The organism is Phytohabitans maris (assembly GCF_031085175.1).
In the GTDB taxonomy this organism is placed as follows: Bacteria; Actinomycetota; Actinomycetes; order Mycobacteriales; family Micromonosporaceae; genus Phytohabitans; species Phytohabitans maris.
Window position 1 is genome coordinate 1 of record NZ_JAVHUY010000069.1, and the last position, 20,619, is coordinate 20,619.

Sequence of the window (20,619 nt, forward strand, 5' to 3'; positions counted from 1 at the left end):
TCGTCGGGCGTTGGCCGGCGTGCCGGTGCCGCGTGCGGCCGACGGCCGGATCGTGTTGGCGGCCGATGTCACCAGTTGGCTGCGTCCGGAAGCACACACGTCGCCGGAGCGGATGCTGTGTCATACCTACGGGCGGGGCAAGGATCAGCACATCATGATCCCGGGCTGGCCGTACTCGTTCGTGGCCGCGCTGGAGACTGGGCGCACCTCATGGACCGCGCCGCTGGACATGATCCGGCTCGCGCCGGGCGCGGATCTGGCCGTGGTCACCGCTGCTCAGGTACGCGACGTGGTGACCCGGCTCATCGACGCCGGACAGTGGCGTGTCGGTGACCTCGACATGTGGCTGGTGGTCGACGCCGGCTACGACGCGGCCCGGCTGGCTTGGCTGTTGCGGGATCTGCCGGTTCAGGTCCTGGCGCGGATGCGGTCGGACCGGGTGCTGCGCCGCCCGGCACCGGTGCGCCTGCCGGGTACCCCCGGCCGGCCGCTGCGTCACGGCCGTGAGTTCGGCTTCGCCGACCCGGCCAGCTGGGGCGAGCCCGACGTGACCACCACGACCCAGACCCGCCTCTACGGCACCGCGACCGCCCGGGCCTGGTACCGGCTGCACCCGAAGCTGACCCGCCGCGCCGCCTGGGCCGACTGTCCCGTCCTACCGATCCTGCACGGCACGGTGATCCGCCTCGACGTGACCCGGCTGCCCTCCGGCGCTACCGCCAAACCAGTCTGGCTGTGGTGGTCGCGCGGCGGTCCCGGCCACGACCCGGACCCGGTCACCGTGGACCTGCTCTGGCAGGCGTTCCTACGCCGTTTCGACATCGAGCACATGTTCCGGCTGTTCAAACAGACCCTCGGCTGGACCACGCCCAGACTACGCACCCCACAAGCCGCCGACCGCTGGACCTGGCTGACCATCGCCGCCTACACCCAACTACGGCTAGCCCGTCCCCTCGCCGTCGACCTGCGCCGCCCATGGGAACAACCCGCACCGCCCGAACGCCTCACCCCCGCCCGTGTCCGGCGCGGGTTTCGGCACCTACGCACGAACCTCGCCTGCCCCGCCAGCGCACCGAAACCCGCCCGGCCAGGACCCGGCCGGCCACCCGGCCGCCGCAACGACCAACCCACCCGCCGCTACGACGTACACACCGCCACCACCGGCGAAGCCGGGAAACCGAAACCCAAGACGAAGAAATCAACCAATCCCCGACGCCACCACACAGGTTAAAGATCAAGCTAGGGCCTGTATCAAATTCCTTGCCGGGCTGCGCCGGGCCCAGGCGGCGCCATGCGGCGCCGGGCGTAAGGCCGCATACAACGGCCGTCTGATGGTGCGGCCTTCGTGGTGTGTCCATCACTGCGCCTGATGGTTCGCTCGCAAGCTCGCTCACGCCCGGTATGAGACCTTGCGCCCGCCACCACCTGACGCCGCCTGGACTCCGGCTCGCACCGACAAACTCTTTGATACAGGCCCTAGCTCAGGTCGCCGGCCCGGACGCGGGCCAGCCACGCGGCCGCGTCGGCATAGTCCACATCGGAGAGTCTGGCCGGCGCGGGGATCGGCTGGTCGCCCTCGACCGCGCGATGCCGGGGATACGAGCCCAGGAAGCGGACGTCGGCGCAGATCCGGCGCAGCCCCTGCAGCGCCTCGCCCAGGCGGTCGTCGGAGACGTGCCCGGTGCAGTCGAGGAAGAACGCGTATCGCCCGAGCCGCTCGCCGGTGGGGCGGGACTCGATGCGGGTGAGGTTGACCCCCCGCACGGCTAGCTCCATGAGCACGGCGAGCAGTGCACCCACCCGGTCGTGCGAGATGAAGACCGCGAACGACGTGACGTCGTCGCCGGTAGCCGCGGGCGGCGCGGACGGGCGGGACACCAGGATAAACCGGGTGACCGCGTCCGGATGGTCCGAGATCTTCTCGGCGAGCAGGGCCAGCCGGTAGCGGTCGGCCCCGATCGGCGCGCAGATCGCGGCGTCGTACTCCCCCTCGGCGGCGGCGATCGCGGCGGCCGAGTTGGAGAGCACGTCGACCACGGTGGCCTCGGGCAGGTGTGCCCGCAGCCAGCCCCGGCACTGCGCGGAGGCCTGCGGGTGGGCGGCGACGGTGCGGATCTGTTCGAACGCCACCGGCCCGCGCGCCCCGATCACGAACTCGACCGGTATCACCACCTCGCGGGTGATCATCAGCGGCGCGCCGTCGATCAGCTCGTCGAGCGTGACGCCGACCGCGCCGCCGATCGAGTTCTCCATCGGTACGAGCGCCGCGTCCGCCTCGCCGGCCCGGACCGCGTCGAGCGCCTCGGGCACGCTGCGCGCCGCCGTACGGGTGCCGCGCGCGGCGGCCGGCAGGGTGAGCAGCGCCTGCTCGGTGAACGTGGCCTCGGGACCGAGGAACACGAAGTGGGTGGGTGGCACGCCAGGCATACCACCAGCCTAGACAGTGCCGGGAGCGGGGCCGGCCTCGCACGCCACAGTGCGGATGCCTTCCGGGGCGCTGGTGCGCACCGGGATGTTGCAGACGTTGGTGCCGGCGGTGACGAGCGTCAGCGCACCGGGCGCGCCCCGGGTCACCACCATCAACGGGTCGCGGTCGCGGACGACGATCACGCTGTACTGCCAGGTGCCGGCGCAGAGCGGGGTGTCCGACCGGATCTCCGCGCTCTCGCCCCTGGGCAGCAGGCCGGCGGTGCTTCGCAGCAGCGCCATCACCTGTGCCCCGCTCGGCCGGCCGTGGCAGAGCACCGCGCTGTCCTCGCCGAACGTGGGCGTGGCGCTGGGCCCGCCCGTCGGCGGCAGGTCGGAGGCGACCGGCGGAGGGGAGTCGGTGGGCGGAGCGGTCTTCGGCGAGGGGACCACGCTGCCGGGCGGGTCGCGCAGCTCGGGCGGCACGCCGCAGGCGGTGGCCAGGGCGGCGACCGCGATCGCGGCGGCACCGGCCCGTGCGGCGGCGATCAGCACGGCGGCGCCGCTGCGGGCGGCGCGGGCGTGGGCAGGCACGCGGCTCCTCGAACATCAACGAGCGTCGTTGGACGGCCGAAGTGGCCGGGTCCATCCTAGGGCCTGTCTCCCCGGGCCGCGCCTCGCTCCACGGAGATCCAGGAGACCGGCCCTAGGCTCTCACACCTCGCAGAAGAACGTGAGCGAGCCCGAGACCTCACCCTCGTCGTGCAACGGTGTGGCGATCGCGTCGACGGTGGCCGCCTCGCCCTCGCCGCCGGACTGGACCCGCAGGAGGCCCCGCGCCAGCCGGCCGGACGAGATGGCGAGCAGCGGCGGGATCTTTTCGATCTCGATGTCGGGCAGCTCGGTGCGCGCCTGGGTGAAGTCGACGAGGCGGAGCACCCCCTCGAGCAGGCTCTCCCCCACGGCGTCGATCGGGCTGCCCAGGCCGAGCAGCTGGCAGGCCGACTCGGAGATCGCCACGATCGCCATCTCGGCGTCGATCAGCATGCACGGCTCGCCGGCCGCGGCGACCGTGGGCGTCCACAGATCGAGGCTGCCGAGCAGCTCCGGCTGCATTGTCGGGCGAGCTTCCGGCACGAACGCTTCCGAAATGGAGAGTTCGACGTGCGCCACCCCGCGCCTCCAATACACTCCGCCGGTCACCCGCTACGCTAACCGGCTTCGGCGCCGAACGCCGACCCGGATCCTTCCGGCGGGTTTGTCCGGTACGGCTGGCTGGGACGCTACCGGCGGGCACTCCTCTTGTCAGCGGCCGTTCGGCCCTCCTCGTACCACCGGTAGTTGGCGGCCGACCGGTACGGAGCGTTGAGCCAGGTGGACGGGTGGCGAGCCACCTGGGAAAGCTTTTCCGCCGTGGCGGGCGTGATCTTCTGCCCACCGGCCACGAGCAGGCGGTCGAGCTCGCGATGGGTCGCCACGAGGCAATCCTTCGGCAGCCCGTACACGCTGATCTGTCCCGATCCGACAAAGGTCAGCACGGGGGTGACCGGCACGGTGAGGCCGACCACGGCGGAGAGCGCCTTGCTGGCGCGCTTGGCGTCGCGGCGCGCCTCCGCGAAGTACGCCGGGCGCTTGCCGTTGATCTGCACCACGTCGCCGGCGATCATCACGCGCGCGCGGCCGTGGTCGGCGACGGTGACGGCGAAGACGCCGCTCGGCCCGATCGCCAGGAAGCCGGCCCGCTCGTCGCGAGCGCGGCCCTCGATGTCGAGCAGTGCGGCGGGTACGTCGCTGCGCGGCCAGTCGACCACGTGCCACGCCGGGCCGAGGTGGTCGAGGCGGGTGAGCGCGCGGGCACCGGCGGCCTCAACGCGCCGCGCGTCACGCTCGGCACGCCGCCTGCGGGCCCACTCCAGGGGGGTTGGTCGAACCGCTTCGAGGAGCGCTGGCTGGCCGTCTCCTGTCGGGGACTGGCCAGCTGGGGGAAGCGCCCGCTGCGGGGGGACAGCGCGACGCGCGGGGAAGACGGCCATCACGGACCTCCGGCAAAAGGTCTCTCTAGTTGTGGTTTCACTACGGTACGTGGTTGAGCGGGTACTCAAGAAGGAGTGACCAGGGAATGAGTGGGGATGAATGCCGCATTCACGACCCGCCTCTTTTGTCAGATGGTGCTACCTGACTGGCTACGCTGACCATTGTGGCCCATTACGTGGACAGCGAGGTTGGAAGACTCGTCACAGTGCTCCTCCACCGTCCGGGGCCCGAGCTGGCGCGGTTGACCCCGCGAAACAGTGACTCGCTCCTCTTCGACGCGATCCCCTGGGTGGGCCGGGCGCAGGAGGAGCACGACGCCTTCGCCGCCGCCCTGCGCGACCGGGGAGTGGAGGTCCTGTACCTGAGCGCGGTGCTCGCCGAGACCCTCGCGATCGACGAGGCGCGGGCCGAACTGGCCGGGCTCGTGCTCGCCGACCCGCGGCTGGGCGACACCCTGCGCCGGCGGGTGGCCGACCACCTGAGCTACCTGGACCCGGCCGGGCTGTCCGATGTGCTCACCGCCGGGCTCGCCCACGAAGAGCTGCGCGGCCGGCCCGGCGGGCTGGTCTACACGCTGATGGACCAGCACGACTTCATCATCGACCCGCTGCCCAACCTGCTCTTCACCCGCGACTCCTCGGCCTGGGTGCGAGACCGGGCCGCAGTCAGCAGCCTCGCGATGCCGGCCCGGCGCCGGGAGACCACCCTGCTGCACACGATCTACCGGCACCACCCGCGCTTCGCCGGCACCCAGCTCGTGTACGAGCCCACCCTCGAACCGGTGGAGGGTGGCGACGTCCTGCTCCTGGCGCCGGGCGTACTGGCGGTCGGCGTGGGGGAGCGGACCACGCCGGCCGGCGCCGAGCGGCTGGCCCGCAAGGTCTTCGCGGAGGGGCTCGCGCACACCATCCTGGTCGTACCGATCGCACAGGAGCGGGCCACCATGCACCTCGACACGATCGTGACGATGGTCGACGTCGACGCCGTGCTGATGTACCCGAACGTGGCCGGCGCCCTCGTGGCGTACACGGTGGTGGCCGGCGAGGACGGCGAGCCGCAGGTGGACGGCCCGGCGCCGTTCCTGCGGGCGGCGGCCGACGCGATGGACCTCGACGCGCTCCGGGTCATCGACACGGGGCTCGACCCGGTGACCGCCGAACGGGAGCAGTGGGACGACGGCAACAACACGCTCGCGATCGAGCCCCGCCTCTGCGTCGCGTACGAGCGCAACGTGGAGACCAACGCCCAGCTCGAACGGGCCGGTATCGAGGTGATCCCGATCCCGGGGTCCGAGCTGGGCTCCGGCCGCGGTGGCCCGAGGTGCATGTCCTGCCCGATGGTCCGCGACCCCCTGAAACCCAGCTAACCGTGGGCGTCTCGCCCGGCGCGCCCGCGTCGATCAGGGACTTCGTAGGCGTGGCGCGCGCCGCGCCGCCCCACAAAGTCCCTGATCGACAAGCGAAGGGCGGGCTCAGCGCAGCGTGAGCTGGCGGCCGAGCAGGCCCTGCTTGGCGCGGCGGGCGGCTGAGTCGAGCTCGCCGCCGTCGGCGAGCGCGTCGGCGTACCGCTTGGCGAAGTCGGCCACCGGCGCCTCCCACTCGGCCGCCTCCGGCTCGCGCGGGATGTCCCACACCGGCACCAGCCGGCCGTGCGCGCGAAACATGCCGGCGAACTTGGTGCCGTCGCCGAGCAGCAGCTCGCCCGCGCCGGCGAGCCGGGCGAGGGCGTTGAGAGCGGCGTCCTCGTCGTCCGGCAGCACCCAGCGCACGTGCCCCTTCTCAGGCACCCGGCACCAGTACGCCGCCTTGGCCGCGGCCAGCCGCACGGTCGGGTAGATCGACGCGTTGGCCCGCTCCAGCGAGGCCTTGACGTTGGGGTCGTCGGCCGCATCGGCGTCCAGCCAGAACTCGAACGTGTCGTGCATGGTCACGTCGAGCGCGCCGTCGAGCAGGACGTCCTGGAGGCGGGGGCCCTCACCGGGGAGGGCCGGCACGGCCACGGTGCCGCCCGGCTCGGTCTCCAGCGCGGAGAGCAGGGCGACGGCGAGGTCGCGCGAGATGTCGCCGGACTGCACGTGGCGCTGGAGACCGACGAAGACCCGGCCGTCCGGCTTGGTCATCGCCGGCCATGCCATCGGCAGCACCGTGGCCAGGGTGACGGATCGCTCGCCGTACTTCTTGACCAGCTCGGGGGTGAGCTGCAGGGGCGCCGACGCGGCCGGGACCAGCTCGCGCAGCGCGATCCACTCGGCCTCGTCGGCCAGGCCCTCGAAGGGGCGGGGTACGAAGACGTCGCGCAGCTTTTGGCGCTTCGGCGCCGCCTCGGCGGACCGGGAGTTCTTTCGACGCTTGCTCACGGCGTTCCAGCCTAGGCTCTAGCCGCCCGGCGCGGGGGCGAAGGCGCGGCCGATCACGGACTTTCCCGCCGTTCGTGGTCGAAGGTGCCGGACAGCTCCGCCCAGACACTCTGCCCGAGGCCGTCGCGGTCGACGCCCCATCGGTCGGAGAGGGCGGCCACGATGCTCAGCCCGCGCCCGTCGACCGCGTCCGTCGCGATGGTACGGACGCGCGGCTGCTCGATCGCGCCGCCGTCGGTGACCCGCACCTCCACCGTGTCACGGTCGGTCTCGGCGTCCGAACCGGCCGGACGCAGCCGCCAGGCCACCCGGATCACCTCGCCGGGCAGCGGGCTCGCGTGGCGCACGGCATTGCCGACGAGCTCGGCCAGCACGGCGACGGCGTCGGCGAGGAGGGTGGGGTGGACGGCGGCGTGCAGCTCGGTGGTGAGGCGCTGCCGGGCGATGCGGGCTCCACGGGGATGGTGCGGGATGACTACACACCAGGCTCGTTCGGCCACTGCCATCGAGACCATCGTGCCTCCTGCCCTCACCTATCCGCGCGGGAGTCGCACCTCTGCGACGGTACCGCCCCCTTCGCGGGGACGGAGGGAGACCCACCCGTTTTGTCGCTCGACAATCCTTCTAACGAGATAGAGACCCAAACCGGTCCCCGGATACCTCCTCCGGTCTCCCTGCTCGCCCTGCCAAAACCGGTCGAACGCCCGCTCGACGTGCTCCGGTCGTACCCCGATGCCGCGGTCGCTAACCCGGAAGACCACAGTGCGCTCCTCCACCTCGGCGGTCACCTCCACGACCGTGCCGGGATTCGAGTACTTCTCCGCGTTGGTGGCGAGCTCGGTGAGGACGGTGGTCATGCTGGCCCGGTCGCCGAACGCCTTGGGCAGGTCGTCGGGGAGGGCCAGGGTGAGGCGCCGGCGCAGGTCCGCAGGGAGGGCGCCGGACGCCGTGCGCAGGGCGTCCACGAGGTCGAACGGCGCGGGCGGGGCACCACCCACCTGACCGCCGTCGTTGGCCGCGGCGAGGAGCCGGTCGACGAGGCGGGCCAGCTCGCCGGCCCGCAGCCCGATCACGCGAGCCGCCTCCAGCCGGTCGAGCTCCGAGAGGGACTCCCAGTGGTTACTGAGCGTGTCCGCGTACCCCTTGATGACGGTGACCGGCGTGCGGAGCTCGTGGCTGGTCACGGCGACGAAGAGGTCGCGGTCGTGGTCGCGCCGGTATTGGTCCGTGGTGTCACGAAAAGTGACCACCCGCGACTCGTGGGTGCCCGGGAGCTCGCCTGCGGTGACCTTGAGCCAGCGGCCGTCGTCGAGCCGGTGGTCGAGCACCTGGCCGGGCGCGGGCACCGGAAACGGCAGCCGCTCGCCGAGCGTCTTTTCCGCCGGAAAGCCGGTGACCTGCTCGGCCGCCGGGTTCCACAGCCGGACGCGCAGGTCACGGTCGATCACCGCGAGACCGTCGGCGAGCGCGGCGACCACCGGGCCGTTGCCGTGCACGGGGAGGCCGGCCTGGTCGCCGTAGAGGTGGGCGATGCAGCTGGCCAGGTAGGTCATCAGCGAGTGGTGCTCGGCGGTGGCGGCACCCCCGGCGTCGGCGAAGTAGGCGAACAGGCTGCCGATCGTCGCGCCGCCGATCTCGGTGCGCGCGTGCATCGCGCGGTGCAGCCCGCGGGAACGCAGCTGGTGCGTGAAGGCCGCCTCGAACGCCGTCGCCGGCAGCTCGCTGGTGTGCGGGCCGGCCAGCAGCCGGGCATTTGCCGGGGCGCCGGGGTCGACCGGGCGCCCCAGCGTCCAGTCGGTGGCGCCGCTCGCCGCGACCACCCGCCCGCCGGCCGGCCCGTACTCCACGAAGGTCATGCCGTCGGCGTGCAGCGCCCGCTGGCCGAGGCCGAGCAGGTGGCCGACCACTGGCAGCCCGGAGACGCCGGAGTTGGTCATCTCGATGACGACTGCCTGGCCGGCGATCAGAGCGGCGTAGTCAGGGCTCTCCGGCATGTCCCGAGTCTGCCCTGTGGGACTCCCATTTCGCTATCTCCGGGCTTTCCGCATCCCACCGGGTGTCCGTCCCGGTTTCGGCGGCGCGGGGTGCTACAGCACGCGGGCCTGCTGGCCGTCTTCGCTCACCAGCTCGCGCCCGGTGGCGGCCCAGTCCTGCATGCCGCCGTCCAGGTTGCTCACGTTTTCCCAGCCGTTGCCGAGCAGGTAGGCGACCACCTGGCCGGAGCGCCCGCCGGAGCGGCACACCACCACGATGTCGCGCTCGGTCGGCAGCTCGGAGAGGCGGACGGGGATGTCCATCATGGGCACGTGGTGGGCGCCCGGAGCGTGGCCGGCCGCCCACTCGTCAGGCTCACGCACGTCGAGCAGGTATGCGTTGGCGGGGATCTCCGCCGTGGTCACGGTGGGAATGTGAGGTCCGAACACATGGCAACCTTAGCTACAGTTTGTTGATCCACTTCGGGTTGGCGGTGGCCCATGCGGCGACCTCGGCGTTCGACACGGCCGCGAAGAGGTCCGGGGCCGGGTCGTCCAGCAGCGCGTAGGAGGTGCCGCCGATCGTCTCGGCGTGGGCGGGGACCTGGAGCCCGACCAGGTCGCCCGCGCGCAGGCCGCGCATCGCGAAGATCAAATCCTGCAGCGGTACACCGTTGGTGTCTACGGTCAGCGACGACCCGACCGCCCGGATGAGCTGGTCCAGCTTGAGCGGGTTGGTGGCGAGGCCGCTGCCGGACGCCTTCGCCAGGATGGCCTTGAGCAGTTGCTGGTGGTGCCGCTGCCGGTCGAAGTCCCCGGCCGGCAGGTCGTACCGCTGGCGGGCGTAGTCGAGGGCGATCGCCCCGCTCATCTGGTGGCAGCCCGCGGTGAAGACCCGGCCGGTATGGATCGAGCGCGTGGGCGTGTCGACGCACATGGTCACCCCGCCGAGCAGGTCCACCACGTGCTGAAAGCCGGAGAAGTCGATGATCGCGGCCCCGTCGAAATTGACGCCGGTCAGCCCGGTGACGGCGGCGGAGAGCAGCGGCGCCCGCCCGTACGCGAAGGCCGCGTTGATCTTGTCGGTGCCGTACCCCGGGATCTCCACCCGCAGGTCGCGCGGGATCGAGACGAGGTACGCCTGGCCCAGCCCCGCCGGTACGTGCGCGATCACGATGGTGTCCGCGCGCTGCCCGCCCTCCGGATCGTTCGCGCGCAGGTCAGAGCCGATGATGAGGTAGTTGAGCGGGCCGCTCACCGCCGTCCGGCGCTGGCGGGCCGCCTCGTCGAGCAGCCGCTCCTGGGCCACCGAGCGCTCGTACCGCGCCACCAGCGCGCGCAGCCCCAACACGCCGGCCGCGGACACCAGGACCAGCGCGAGCCCGATGGCGATGGCGATCTTCGCCCAGCGAGGAGCCGGCGGCCGCCCCGGTGACTCGGGCGCTGCGGCTTCCTGTTCGATCGTGGACGTCGTTCCTCCCAGACCCGGCGGTGGTCTCGTAACCCCAGGCTAGGTCCGATTTGTGGAGAGGGTGCCGATTCCGCCAGGCCCACGCCGCAGGGCCGGAAGCCCTGGCCCCGCGCGGTTCCGTAACCCCACGCCGCTTCGCCCGCCGCGATACACGGGTTACAGCAGAAACCAGGTTTCTGCTGTAACCGCTGCGGGTTTTAGCAGCAGAAACCTGGTTTCTGCGCGGGTCTTGAGACGCGCGGCCGTCCTCGCCTCCGGCGGGACGCCCCGGACCCGCTGGGACGGGCACGCTGAGGCGGCACCGGGTCGGGCGGGGGCCCGGGCGGGTGCCCCGTTTGTGCGTGCAGCTCGAGAGCTCCGCGCACGCACCCTCGGGGCCCGGCGACAGCGCGAAACCCGCGAGCCGAAAGCCGCTCAGGTCTTGGCGATGAACTGGGGGTTGCTGATCACGAAGCTGGCCAGGCGACCGTCGCGGACCGCGGCGAGCATCTGTAGCGACTCGTCGCTGAGCTGCTCGAACTCCTGGCCGTTGACCTTCTGCGTGTTGAACTTGCCGGCGTTGGTCTTGATCAGCACGAGGTCGTTGGCGGCCACGCCGCGCAGGGTGAAGATGAAGTCCTCGACCGGGATGCCCTGGGTGTCGAGCACGAAGGCCTTGCCCGCCGCCTTGATGACGTCGTTGAGCTTGAGCGGGTTGGTGATCACGCCCTTGCTCGTGGCCTCCTTGGCGATGGCCTTGATGAGCTGCTGCTGGTGGCGCTGCCGGCCGTAGTCGCCGTCGGAGAGGCTCTTGCGGATACGGGCGTAGTCGAGGGCCAGCTCGGCGGACATCCGGCGGCAGCCCTTCTCGTGTACGACCGGCTTGGCGCCCGGCGGCAGGTCCTGGATGCCGACGCCCTCCTTGTACCAGAGCTTGTAGATCTTGCCCTTCTTGTCGATGCCCAGGTGGATCGACTCGGCGCGCTCGTCGACGCACATGTTGACGCCGCCGAGCGTCTTGACCACCGACTCGAAGCCGGCGAAGTCGATGATCGCGGCGCCGTTGAACTTGATGCCGGTGAGCGTGTGGATGGTCTGGGCGAGCGAGTCGACGCCGCGGGCCCGCTTTTCCAGCTCTGTGCCGTTGCCCTGGTAGCCGTACGAGAAGGCGGAGTTGATCTTTTCGGTCGAGCCGCCGTAGCCGGTCTTCGGGTACGCGGGGATCTGCACTCGCCAGTCGCGCGGGATGGAGACCAGGTAGGCCTGGTCGTGCGAGGCGGGGATGTGCAGCACGACGATGGTGTCGGCCAGCACGCTCGTCTCGGAGCTGCCCTTGGGCCGGGCGTCGATGCCGACCAGCAGCAGGTTGACCGCGCCCTTGATGTTGTTGCCACCGGGCTGGCCGGCCGCCGCAGCGGCGCCGCCGAGCAGGTTGGTGGTCTCGATGCTGGACGTGGCGTTGCCGATGACCACGCGGGCGCCCACGATCGCGGTGCCGCTGAGCATCATGAGGACCGCGCCGAAGATGACCGTCAGGCGTGCCCACAACGGATCCCGCCGGCGTTTGCGCGGGGTGGTGACGTCCGTCCCGGGGCGCCTCTGGCCGCGCTCAACCTGCATTCTTGGGGTCCGATCGCCGGGGTCAGGTCCAGCGGGCAAGATACATCCACCCGAGAGATAGAAGGTTAACAGCAGATGGCGCAGCCGGAAACTTCCGACTACGCCACCGAAGGTTGTCGATCAACTACCCTGCTTGGGTGCCGGCGACGCGTTGGCCGCCGCCCACTCGTCCATCTTGTCAGCGCCCATCGCCTGGTACATGGCCAGGGCTTTCTCCTTGTCGGAGATCACCACCGACTCGCCGTTGATGGTCTCGCTGCCCTTGTGCGGGCTGGTGAAGAACTGGAGGCTGTCGCCGCGCAGGCTGCGGAACTGGAGGGCCATGTCGACGAGCGAGAATCCCTCGTCCACCGTCACCGCGTCGGTCGTCGCCTTGAGGAACGAGTTGAGCTTCTTCGGGTTGGTCAGCGTGCCGGTGCTCACCGCCTTGTCCATCAGCGCCTTCAGGAACTCCTGCTGGTGCCGCACCCGGGCGAAGTCGCCGTCCGGGAACTGCTTGCGCTGGCGGACCCAGTCGAGCGCCTGGTCGCCGTTCATGTGCTGGACGCCCTTGTGGAAGGTCCGGTAGGGCTTGTGGATCGAGGTGACAGTGCGTTCCACGTTGAGGTCGACGCCGCCGAGCGCGTCGGTGACCTCCTTGAAGCCGCCGAAGTCGATCGCCATCACGTGGTCGATGTGTACGTCGGTGAAGCACTCCACCGTGCGTACCGCCAGGGGGAGCCCGCCGAACGCGAAGGCCGCGTTGATCTTCGCGCGCTGGCCGCTGCCGCACTCGGCGCTGGCCTTCTCCGGGATGGGCACGTAGAGGTCGCGGGGCATCGAGACCAGGTACGCCTTGTCGTGGCTGGCCGGGATGTGCATCAGGATGATCGTGTCGGCGCGCCACTCGCTACCCGTGTCGACCTTGGCGTCCGGGTCGCGGGAGTCGCTGCCGACCATCAGGATGTTGAGCGTGCCGTCGACCGTCTTGGCCGGCCGGCCACCGGTGATCTCGGAGAACGGGTCGGTGCGCGCCAGGTCGTCGTCGAGCCCGTTGACGTACGCCCACAGGCCCGCGCCGCCGAGCAGGCCGAGCACGAGGACCGCGATGCCGGCGACCAGCGCGATGCGTCCCCAGCGGGGCCGTAGGCGGGGGCGGCGGCCACCGGGGTAGACCGGACCGCCCGGCCCACCGGGGCCACCCGGGCCGCCGGGCCCGCGGCCGCCGTATCCCCCCGAGCGGGCCGGTGGCCGCCCAGGCGCGGCCGTGCCGGGCACGTGGGCACGGCCGGAGATTCGCCCTGAATCGGGCTGCTTCGTGCCCGGTACGGACGCCCGGCCGGAACTGCCGCCGTGGGAAGACCTGGTCGCTGTCATGTAATTCAGGGTAGGTCGGGAATGCGCGTCCGCCTTTCAGGCGACGCCGAGGCGGCACAAACCCGGGAGTGTCAGCCCACCCGCTGAGCGCTGAGCTTGCCGATCCGCTGGGCGAAGTGCTCGATCGTGCGGCGCAGCCCCTCCTCGACTCCCACTCGGGGGGCGAAGCCGAGGCGGGTGCGGGCGAGCGTCAGGTCGGGGCGGCGCATCTCCGGGTCGTCGGCGGTGCGCGGCAGGTACGTGATCATGGACTCGCTGCCGGTCAGCTGGATGATCAGCTCGGCGAGCTCGCGCATCGAGAACTCGTCTTCGGTGCCGCAGTTGATCGGCCCGGTCTCGATCGAGTCGAGGAGCAGCAGGATGCCGTTGACCAGGTCGTTGACGTAGCAGATGGAGCGGGTCTGGCTGCCGTTGCCGTGCAGCGTGATCGGCTCGCCGCGCAGCGCCTGGGTGATGAAGGTCGGCACCGCCCGCCCGTCGTCCGGGCGCATCCGCGGCCCGTACGTGTTGAAGATCCGCACGATGCCCACGTCGACGCCGTGGTGCCGGTGGTAGGCCATCGTGGCCGCCTCGGCGAAGCGCTTGGACTCGTCGTAGACGCTGCGCACGCCGACCGGGTTGACGTTTCCCCAGTACGACTCGGGCTGGGGGTGGACCTTGGGGTCGCCATACGCCTCGGAGGTGGAGGCGAGGATGAACCGGGCGCCGTCGCGGTGGGCGCGGTCGAGCAGGTGCAGGGTGGCCTGGGAGCCGACCCGGAGGATCTCGATCGGCAGCGTGGCGAAGTCGGTGGGGCTCGCCGGCGACGCCATGTGCAAGATCGCGTCGAAGCGCTGGGTGAGCGCCGGGTGGTGCTCGGGCAGCCCGTCGGCCACGTCGAACTCGACAAGCGCGAAGCCCGGGTGCTCGGCGAGGTGGGCCACGTTGTCCTTGGTCCCGGTCACGAAGTTGTCGACCGCCACCACCGTGCAGCCGCGCGCGAGCAGCGCATCGACCAGGTGCGACGGGACAAACCCCGCACCCCCGGTGACGAGGACGCGGTGACCTGCTCCGAATCGCGGGACTACGACCATGAGCGCAAGCCTACCGATTGATACGCACCGCCTAGTGCCCAGATACCCGGCCGGGAGCGGCGGAACCCTCGAACCGGGTCGGACGGGACGGACCCGCGCGGCTGTGGGCAGGCCACGCGGGTCCGTCTGGCGCCGGCGGTCAGTGCGCGCCCGCACCGGTGAGGGAGCGCACCTCCAACTCGGCGTATTTCTGTTCGTCCGACTCCTTCGAGAGCAACGTGCCGATCCAGCCGCAGAGGAAACCGAACGGGATCGAGATGATGCCGGGGTTGCTCAGCGGGAACCACTGCCAGTCGGAGTTCTTGAACATCGAGGTCTCGGTTCCGGACACGACCGGCGAGAAGAACACGAGTACGACAGCAGCGACCAGACCGCCGTAGATCGCCCAGGTGGCGCCCGAGGTGTTGAACCGCTTCCAGAAGAGGCTGTACAGGATGGCCGGCAGGTTGCCGGAGGCGGCGACCGCGAACGCCAGCGCGACCAGGAAGGCCACGTTGAGGCTCTGCGCGAACAGGGCCAGCACGATCGAGACCGCGCCGATGGCGAACGCGGCGATCCGAGCCACGTTCACCTCCTGCTTCTCCGAGGTCTCGCCCTTCTTGATCACGTTGGCGTAGAAGTCGTGCGCGAGGCTCGACGACGACGCCAGGGTCAGGCCGGCCACCACCGCCAGGATCGTGGCGAAGGCGACCGCGGCGATGACGGCGAGCAGTACCGCCCCGCCCGTGTCGCCGCCGAGGAAGTCGACGCCGAGCGCCTCGGCCAGCTGCGGAGCCGCGGTGTTGCCGGCCGCGTTCTGCTCCCGGATGGCGTCGCCACCGACCAGCGCCGCCGCACCGAAGCCCAGGGCGAGGGTGAAGAGGTAGAAGGTGCCGATGATGCCGATCGCCCAGAGCACGCTCTTTCGGGCGGCCCGCGCGGTGGGCACCGTGTAGAAGCGGATCAGGATGTGCGGCAGGCCGGCCGTGCCCAGCACCAGCGCGATGCCGAGCGAGAAGAGGTCGACCTTGTTGTAGAAGGTCTGGGTGGCGTCACCCGCGACATCCTTGCCGTAGTAGAGGCCGGGCTGCAAGAACGCCTCGCCCTTGCCGGAGGCGTCGGAAGCGGCGCCGAGCAGCGAGGAGAGGTTGAAGTTGAACTTCGCCAGCACCAGCACGGTCATCAGCGCCGCGCCGCTCATGAGCAGGAACGCCTTGACGATCTGGACGTACGTGGTGCCCTTCATCCCGCCGACCGTGACGTAGATGATCATCAGGGCGCCGACCAGGATGATCGTGGCGACCTTGGCGGCGTCCGCGTCCATGCCGAGGAAGGTCGTGCCGGGGCGGATGCCGAGCAGCAGCGCGACCAGCGCGCCGGCGCCGACCATCTGGGCGATCAGGTAGAAGATCGACACCGTGATCGTGGAGACCGCGGCCGCCGTACGCACCGGGCGCTGGCGCATCCGGAACGCGAGCACGTCGGCCATCGTGTACTTGCCCGAGTTGCGCAGCAGCTCCGCGACGAGCAGCAGCGCGACCAGCCACGCCACCAGGAAGCCGATCGAGTACAGGAAGCCGTCGTACCCGTACAGCGCGATGAGGCCGGCGATGCCGAGGAACGACGCGGCCGACATGTAGTCGCCGCCGATCGCCATGCCGTTCTGGAAGCCGGAGAACGACCGGCCGCCGGCGTAGAAGTCGGTCGCCGTCTTGGTCTGGCGGCTCGCCCACACCGTGATCGCGAGGGTGATGGCCACGAAGATCAGGAAGAGCGTGATCGTGAGCGTACGGGCGGTGGTGTCACCGGCCTCGGCCGCGAGAACGGAGGGGTTCACTCGGCGTCTCCCTTCTCGCTGAGCTCGTGCGCGATCTTGTCCGCCAAGGGGTCGACCTGGCGGGACGCGAACCGGGAGTACAGCCACGCGATCAGGAACGTGGACACGAACTGGAGCAGGCCGAAGACGAGCGCCACGTTGATGTGGCCGACGACCTTGGTGTCCATGAAGCCGCGCGCGTAGGCGGACAGGATCACGTAGAGCGCGTACCAGAGAAAGAACGCCACGGTCATCGGAAAGATGAAGCCGCGCAGGGTCTTGCGCAGCCTTGAGAAGTCCTCCGACTGCTGTACGGCGACGTACCGCTCCTCGGACGCCGAGGCGGCGGGAGCGGGAGTATCCGTCGTCATGCGAAGTTCACCACCTTCACAGGCGTAGGCGGGTGTCGGCAGGACCGTAAGAAGGGCGGTACGGATGGCGGAACCCGTGATCGCGATCACGGTCGTCGATTGCGCCGAACGGTTGTCTGCCTGCGCCGAGTGACGTGGATCACGCCGGTAACCGGTCGGGCCGGTGTCTAGCGCAGCTCCCGGTAGCGGCCCCGGAAGTGGATCAAGGGGGACTCGTCCGGCCCGACCTCGACCTGCTCGATCGTCGCCTCCACCAGCAGCCCCCAGCCGAACTCCCGCGCGCCGTCCAGCCGGCAGCCCACCCAGGTGCCGGCGTCGGCGGGGACCGGCCCGTACGGCGTCTCGGTCCAGCCGTCCCCGCGGAAGAGGCCGCCGGGCGCGGGCAGGATGCCGGCGAAGCGGTCGGCGAGCTGCTTGTGCGCGGCGGCCAGCGGCGCCACCGCGAACCGCCCGGCCGCGCTCGCCGCCGCCCAGAGGTCGGACTCGTCGTCGACGATGCCGAGCAGCCGGCCCGGCTCCCCACCGGCGACGACCGTGGACGAGACGGTGAGGCCGGCGGGACCCGGCGCGGTCCAGAGCGTCACGGTCGAGGCGAGGCGGCCGCGCAGCTGGCGTACGGGTGAGCGGGCCTGGCCGGGCGTCGCGAAGGGGTCGGTGCCGTGGATCCGCGCCCCAGGCTCGGGAAGGCTCACTGCCTCATCTTCGTTCATGCCGCGTTACGACTCGCGTTAACCCCGTCCTCCTACCTTGCCGGCCATGAAGGCAGAGCGTCCGCCGGCCGTTAACGAACGGCGTCCGGCCAGGAAGGCAGCCCGTCCGGGCGCGAAGGCGAGGGTAGGGGCGTTGGTGCTGGTGGTGGCGCTCCTCGGAGGTTGCGGGTCGGAGCCGGCCGCCCTGCCGGTGGAGGAGAGCCTGCCCGCCCCGCGGCCGGTCGGCGTCAAGGATCCGGCGCCGGCGCCGAGCAGCTCGCCGGAGGTGGGCGGGTGTGATCCGCGGGCCAGCTACCGGCCGCGCGGTGACCTTCCGGCCCCGGGCGCCATGCCGGCCGGTACCACGATGGCGAAGATCGCCGCCCGCGGACAGCTCGTCATCGGTGTCAGCCAGACCACCTATCTCTTCGGCTACCGCGACCCGTCGTCCGGCGAGATCGTCGGCGTCGACATCGACATCGCCAGGGAGATCTCCCGCGCGCTGTTCGGCGCGCCCGACCGGATCCGGTTCCGGTCGATGGCCGCCGCCGAGCGGATTCCGGCGATCAAGGCGGGCGAGGTCGACATGATCATCCGGACCACGTCGATGAACTGCGAGCGATGGCGCGAGGTCGCCTTCTCCACCTCTTACTACGAGGCGAAGCAGCGGGTGCTCGTGCGGGGCGACTCGAAGGTGCGCGGCATCCAGGACCTCGGCGGCAAGAAGGTCTGCGCCGCGGAGGGCAGCTCCGACCTCGCCAACGTCGCCGCCTCGCCGGCCCGGCCGATCCCGGTCTCCGCCGTCGAGGTGCTCGACTGCCTGGTGCTGCTCCAGCAGGGGCAGGTCGAGGCGATCTCCAACGACGACGCCCAGCTCGCCGGCTTCGTCGCGCAGGACCCCACCACCCGGGTGGTCGGACCGGCGATCCGGGTCGAGCCGTACGGCATCATGATGTCGCAGTCCACTGTAGACCTGATCCGGTTCGTGAACGGGGTGCTCGACCGGATGCGCGCCGACGGCCGCCTGGCCGCGATCTACCAGAAGTGGCTCACCCCGCTCGGCGACGTGCCCACGCCCCCGCCGGCCCGCTACCGCGACTGAGGTCAGCGGTTTGGCGTCACCGCCTGGAGGAGCTCGGGCATCTGGCGGTCGAGCATGTCGCCGACCAGGTAGGTGCCGAGCCAGGCAGCGCCCGCGCCGTACGCTACGCCGGCCGGGGCGGCCAGCCACAGCCAGACCGGTGCGTCGCCGGCGAGCGCCGTGACCACCACGATCGGGATCGCCACCGCCGCCGCGCCGATCAGGCCGAGCATGCCGAGCAGGCTCTTCGCCACGCCCGAGCCGGTGTTGACGGCGAACGGGTTGGAGGTCTCGGGCAGCGCGTATGCGCCGTGCAGCGAGACGAAGAGGTTGACCGCCAGCCCCGAGCCGTACGCCGCACCGAGCGAGCCGAGCATCACGCCGATCCAGGCCGGCTCGCGCAGGAACGCGGCGACCATCGCGGCGATCCCGAGCAGCAGCGGCCCGAGGTACGTGGAAAACGCCGCCAGCCGCGCCCGCAGCTCCACCGCGCCCGGTACGCCGGCCACCACGTTCGCCGCGTACGCGCTCCCGTCGTACCCGAACTGGTTGGCGAGCGTGGCCGCGCCGAGCACCCCGACGAAGACCATGGTCAGGCTGACCACGACCGGCGAGGCGGCACCGGAGAGCCCGCCCGAGCCGATGTTGATCATCACGGGCATGACCACGCCGACTACCGCGAACGTGACCAGGCCGGCCCGCCGCCGCGCGTCCCGCCACCAGTAGCGGGCCTCCCGGGCGACCAGCGCGCCGTACCGGTTGCGGGGCAGCCAGGGCATGCGCCGCGGGAAGAGCTGGGCCACGGCCGAGGCGCCAGTGGGCGCGGCCTTCGCCGGCCCCGCGCTCTCCGCGCCGAGCATCGCGGACTCCATCGTCCGCGACCACCACCACAGCAGTGCGGCCACCGTCGCGGCGGTGATGAGCAGCTTCAGGGGTACGGTCCAGGCCCGCCCCTGCGCGACGTCGACCCCCATCGTGTACGGCGCCGCGAGCGGGGTCCAGCCGATCACGTGGGCCGGGCCGAGCAGCCGGTCCCAGTCCGCTTTCGACAGGAGGGCGGTCACGCCGATCTGCACCGGACCGAGCAGGGCGGCCAGGCAGGCGAGCAGGATCACCGCCAGGTCGCGTACCTTGCGGGACCGCAGCATCGTGGCGAACGCGCTGGTCACCGCCCGGCTGGCCGCCACGCAGAGGACCAGCCCGGCGATCGTGCCGGCGGCCTGCGTGACCGCCGCTCCCCAGCCGCCGAGCAGCGCGGCCGCGATGACCAGGCCGCTGGTCGCGACCAGCGCGGCCAGTGCCGGGATGCCGACCATCGCGGCGGCCAGCAGTCCGGTGACGAGCGTGCGGCGGCGCAGCGGCAGCAGCGCGAACCGGGCCGGGTCGAGCGTCTCGTCCACACCGAAGAGGATCAGCGGCATGAGCACCCAGCCGACCACGAGCACCGCGCCGCCGAGCGCCGAGGCGAGTACGGCCGCGTCGAGGTCGTCGGTGAAGCCGGGCGCGGCGAGCAGGAGCAGGCCGGCGACCGACCACCACAGCCCGAACGCCAGGCCGACCAGAAACAGCGCGATCCGCCACCCCTTGCCACGCATGTTGTTGGCCATGACGCGCAGCTTGAGCCGGACGAAGAGCGCCACCGGCGGCTGACCGCTCACAGCCACGCCAGTTCCTCGCCGGTCGCCGTACGCCCGCCGACCACCTCGACGAACACGTCCTCCAGCGACCGGTCGCCGCGTACCTCGCCGAGCGTGCCGACCCGCTTGATCGTGCCCTGCGCCATGATCGCGACGTGCGTGCAGAGACGCTCCACGACCTCCATCACGTGGCTGGAGAAGATGACCGTGCCGCCGCCCGCCACGTACCGGTGCAGGATGTCCCGGATCAGCGCGCCGGACACCGGGTCGACCGCCTCGAACGGCTCGTCCAGCACCAGCAGCCGGGGCGCGTGCAGCAGCGCGCAGGCCAGACCGATCTTCTTCTTCATGCCGGCCGAGTAGTCGACCACCAGCGTGCGGCCGGCGTCGGCGAGCGCGAGCACATCGAGCAGCTCGCGGGCCCGCTGGTCGACGACGGCGGGGTCCATGCCGCGGAGCAGCCCGTGGTACGCCAGCAGCTCCGGGCCGCTCAGCCGGTCGAAGAGCCGTACGCCGTCGGGGAGCACGCCGAGCAGCGCCTTGGCCCGCACCGGATCGGACCACACGTCGTGCCCGAGCACCCACGCCGTACCCGCGTCCGGCCGCAGCAGCCCAACCGCCATCGAGAGCGTGGTGGTCTTGCCCGCGCCGTTCGGCCCGAGCAGCCCGAAGAACGAGCCGGCCGGCACGTCCAGGTCGATGCCGGCCACGGCGACCTTCGCGTCGAACCGCTTGACCATCCCCCGGACCGCCAGCGCGGCATGCTCACCAGTCGTCA

19 protein-coding genes and 1 pseudogene are annotated in these 20,619 nt (G+C 71.3%); 3 read left to right on the forward strand and 17 right to left on the reverse strand.

The features are described 5' to 3' along the window. Positions 1-1,231 (forward strand): NF041680 family putative transposase (locus RB614_RS41815; protein ID WP_308715508.1); only part of this gene is annotated, 1,231 nt, incomplete at its 5' end. 245 nt (positions 1,232-1,476) lie between these two features. Here the strand turns inward: RB614_RS41815 and pheA are convergent. The 4 genes from pheA to RB614_RS41835 all read right to left on the reverse strand — a co-directional run bounded on the left by pheA (position 1,477) and on the right by RB614_RS41835 (position 4,439). After that, positions 1,477-2,427 carry a prephenate dehydratase gene (gene pheA, locus RB614_RS41820; protein ID WP_308718277.1) on the reverse strand — a complete coding sequence of 317 codons (951 nt, stop codon included), beginning with the start codon at positions 2,425-2,427 and terminating at the stop codon, positions 1,477-1,479. A gap of 9 nt (positions 2,428-2,436) precedes the next feature. Continuing rightward, positions 2,437-3,000 (reverse strand): hypothetical protein, encoded by a 564-nt coding sequence (locus RB614_RS41825; protein WP_308718278.1) that lies wholly within the window; start codon positions 2,998-3,000, stop codon positions 2,437-2,439. Between the two features lie 120 nt (positions 3,001-3,120). Continuing rightward, the gene (locus tag RB614_RS41830; RefSeq protein WP_308718279.1) at positions 3,121-3,579 is read right to left on the reverse strand and encodes a PAS domain-containing protein; all 459 of its coding nucleotides are present in this window, start codon (positions 3,577-3,579) and stop codon (positions 3,121-3,123) included. 110 nt (positions 3,580-3,689) lie between these two features. Further along, positions 3,690-4,439, reverse strand: a complete 750-nt coding sequence (locus tag RB614_RS41835; protein WP_308718280.1) for a hypothetical protein — start codon at positions 4,437-4,439, stop codon at positions 3,690-3,692. A gap of 161 nt (positions 4,440-4,600) precedes the next feature. Here RB614_RS41835 and RB614_RS41840 point away from each other — a divergent pair, with 161 nt between their 5' ends. After that, on the forward strand, positions 4,601-5,806 hold the full coding sequence (locus RB614_RS41840; RefSeq protein ID WP_308718311.1) for an arginine deiminase: 1,206 nt from the start codon (positions 4,601-4,603) through the stop codon (positions 5,804-5,806). Positions 5,807-5,911: 105 nt separating this feature from the next. Here the strand turns inward: RB614_RS41840 and RB614_RS41845 are convergent, their stop codons facing one another. The 11 genes and pseudogenes from RB614_RS41845 to RB614_RS41895 form a co-directional block, all read right to left on the reverse strand. Beyond that, the gene (locus RB614_RS41845) at positions 5,912-6,796 is read right to left on the reverse strand and encodes a DUF5926 family protein (RefSeq protein WP_308718281.1); all 885 of its coding nucleotides are present in this window, start codon (positions 6,794-6,796) and stop codon (positions 5,912-5,914) included. Positions 6,797-6,849: 53 nt separating this feature from the next. Further along, positions 6,850-7,302 (reverse strand): ATP-binding protein, encoded by a 453-nt coding sequence (locus tag RB614_RS41850; RefSeq protein ID WP_308718282.1) that lies wholly within the window; start codon positions 7,300-7,302, stop codon positions 6,850-6,852. Positions 7,303-7,329: 27 nt separating this feature from the next. Continuing rightward, positions 7,330-8,790, reverse strand: coding sequence for a sensor histidine kinase (locus RB614_RS41855; RefSeq protein WP_308718283.1), 1,461 nt, complete (start codon positions 8,788-8,790; stop codon positions 7,330-7,332). Positions 8,791-8,883: 93 nt separating this feature from the next. Further along, a complete protein-coding gene (locus RB614_RS41860) occupies positions 8,884-9,219 on the reverse strand; it encodes a rhodanese-like domain-containing protein (protein WP_308718284.1) in 336 nt (111 codons plus the stop codon). A 13-nt stretch (positions 9,220-9,232) separates the two neighbouring features. Next, positions 9,233-10,135: an LCP family protein gene (locus RB614_RS41865; RefSeq protein WP_487379845.1), complete on the reverse strand. Its 903-nt coding sequence runs from the start codon at positions 10,133-10,135 to the stop codon at positions 9,233-9,235. 519 nt (positions 10,136-10,654) lie between these two features. After that, positions 10,655-11,767: an LCP family protein gene (locus RB614_RS41870; protein ID WP_308718285.1), complete on the reverse strand. Its 1,113-nt coding sequence runs from the start codon at positions 11,765-11,767 to the stop codon at positions 10,655-10,657. A gap of 192 nt (positions 11,768-11,959) precedes the next feature. Further along, on the reverse strand, positions 11,960-13,195 hold the full coding sequence (locus RB614_RS41875; RefSeq protein ID WP_308718286.1) for an LCP family protein: 1,236 nt from the start codon (positions 13,193-13,195) through the stop codon (positions 11,960-11,962). A 71-nt stretch (positions 13,196-13,266) separates the two neighbouring features. Continuing rightward, a complete protein-coding gene (locus RB614_RS41880) occupies positions 13,267-14,268 on the reverse strand; it encodes a UDP-glucuronic acid decarboxylase family protein (RefSeq protein WP_308718287.1) in 1,002 nt (333 codons plus the stop codon). Between the two features lie 139 nt (positions 14,269-14,407). Next, positions 14,408-16,084 (reverse strand): solute symporter family protein, encoded by a 1,677-nt coding sequence (locus RB614_RS41885; protein ID WP_308718288.1) that lies wholly within the window; start codon positions 16,082-16,084, stop codon positions 14,408-14,410. Further along, on the reverse strand, positions 16,081-16,434 hold the full coding sequence (locus RB614_RS41890) for a DUF485 domain-containing protein (protein WP_308718289.1): 354 nt from the start codon (positions 16,432-16,434) through the stop codon (positions 16,081-16,083). Before RB614_RS41890 ends, RB614_RS41885 begins: the two co-directional genes overlap by 4 nt. Before the next feature lie 167 nt (positions 16,435-16,601). Further along, positions 16,602-17,114, reverse strand: a pseudogene (locus RB614_RS41895) (flavin reductase family protein); the annotation flags it as partial. A gap of 175 nt (positions 17,115-17,289) precedes the next feature. On the opposite strand from RB614_RS41895, the gene RB614_RS41900 reads away from it, so the two are divergent. Beyond that, the gene (locus tag RB614_RS41900; protein ID WP_308718290.1) at positions 17,290-18,225 is read left to right on the forward strand and encodes a glutamate ABC transporter substrate-binding protein; all 936 of its coding nucleotides are present in this window, start codon (positions 17,290-17,292) and stop codon (positions 18,223-18,225) included. A gap of 2 nt (positions 18,226-18,227) precedes the next feature. Here the strand turns inward: RB614_RS41900 and RB614_RS41905 are convergent, their stop codons facing one another. Together RB614_RS41905 and RB614_RS41910 are read right to left on the reverse strand one after the other, a co-directional pair. Further along, positions 18,228-19,868, reverse strand: a complete 1,641-nt coding sequence (locus RB614_RS41905) for an ABC transporter permease (RefSeq protein WP_308718291.1) — start codon at positions 19,866-19,868, stop codon at positions 18,228-18,230. Continuing rightward, complete coding sequence (locus tag RB614_RS41910; protein WP_308718313.1) at positions 19,859-20,581, reverse strand: ABC transporter ATP-binding protein; 723 nt, start codon at positions 20,579-20,581, stop codon at positions 19,859-19,861. Before RB614_RS41910 ends, RB614_RS41905 begins: the two co-directional genes overlap by 10 nt. Positions 20,582-20,619: the final 38 nt, after the last annotated feature.

Bases quoted from the DNA above. Each gene is read 5' to 3' on its own strand.
- pheA (WP_308718277.1), bottom strand. From the start codon at position 2,427: ATGCCTGGCGTGCCACCCACCCACTTCGTGTTCCTCGGTCCCGAGGCC.
- RB614_RS41835 (WP_308718280.1), bottom strand. From the start codon at position 4,439: ATGGCCGTCTTCCCCGCGCGTCGCGCTGTCCCCCCGCAGCGGGCGCTT.
- RB614_RS41850 (WP_308718282.1), bottom strand. From the start codon at position 7,302: ATGGCAGTGGCCGAACGAGCCTGGTGTGTAGTCATCCCGCACCATCCC.
- RB614_RS41855 (WP_308718283.1), bottom strand. From the start codon at position 8,790: ATGCCGGAGAGCCCTGACTACGCCGCTCTGATCGCCGGCCAGGCAGTC.
- RB614_RS41875 (WP_308718286.1), bottom strand. From the start codon at position 13,195: ATGACAGCGACCAGGTCTTCCCACGGCGGCAGTTCCGGCCGGGCGTCC.
- RB614_RS41880 (WP_308718287.1), bottom strand. From the start codon at position 14,268: ATGGTCGTAGTCCCGCGATTCGGAGCAGGTCACCGCGTCCTCGTCACC.
- RB614_RS41890 (WP_308718289.1), bottom strand. From the start codon at position 16,434: ATGACGACGGATACTCCCGCTCCCGCCGCCTCGGCGTCCGAGGAGCGG.
- RB614_RS41910 (WP_308718313.1), bottom strand. From the start codon at position 20,581: ATGGTCAAGCGGTTCGACGCGAAGGTCGCCGTGGCCGGCATCGACCTG.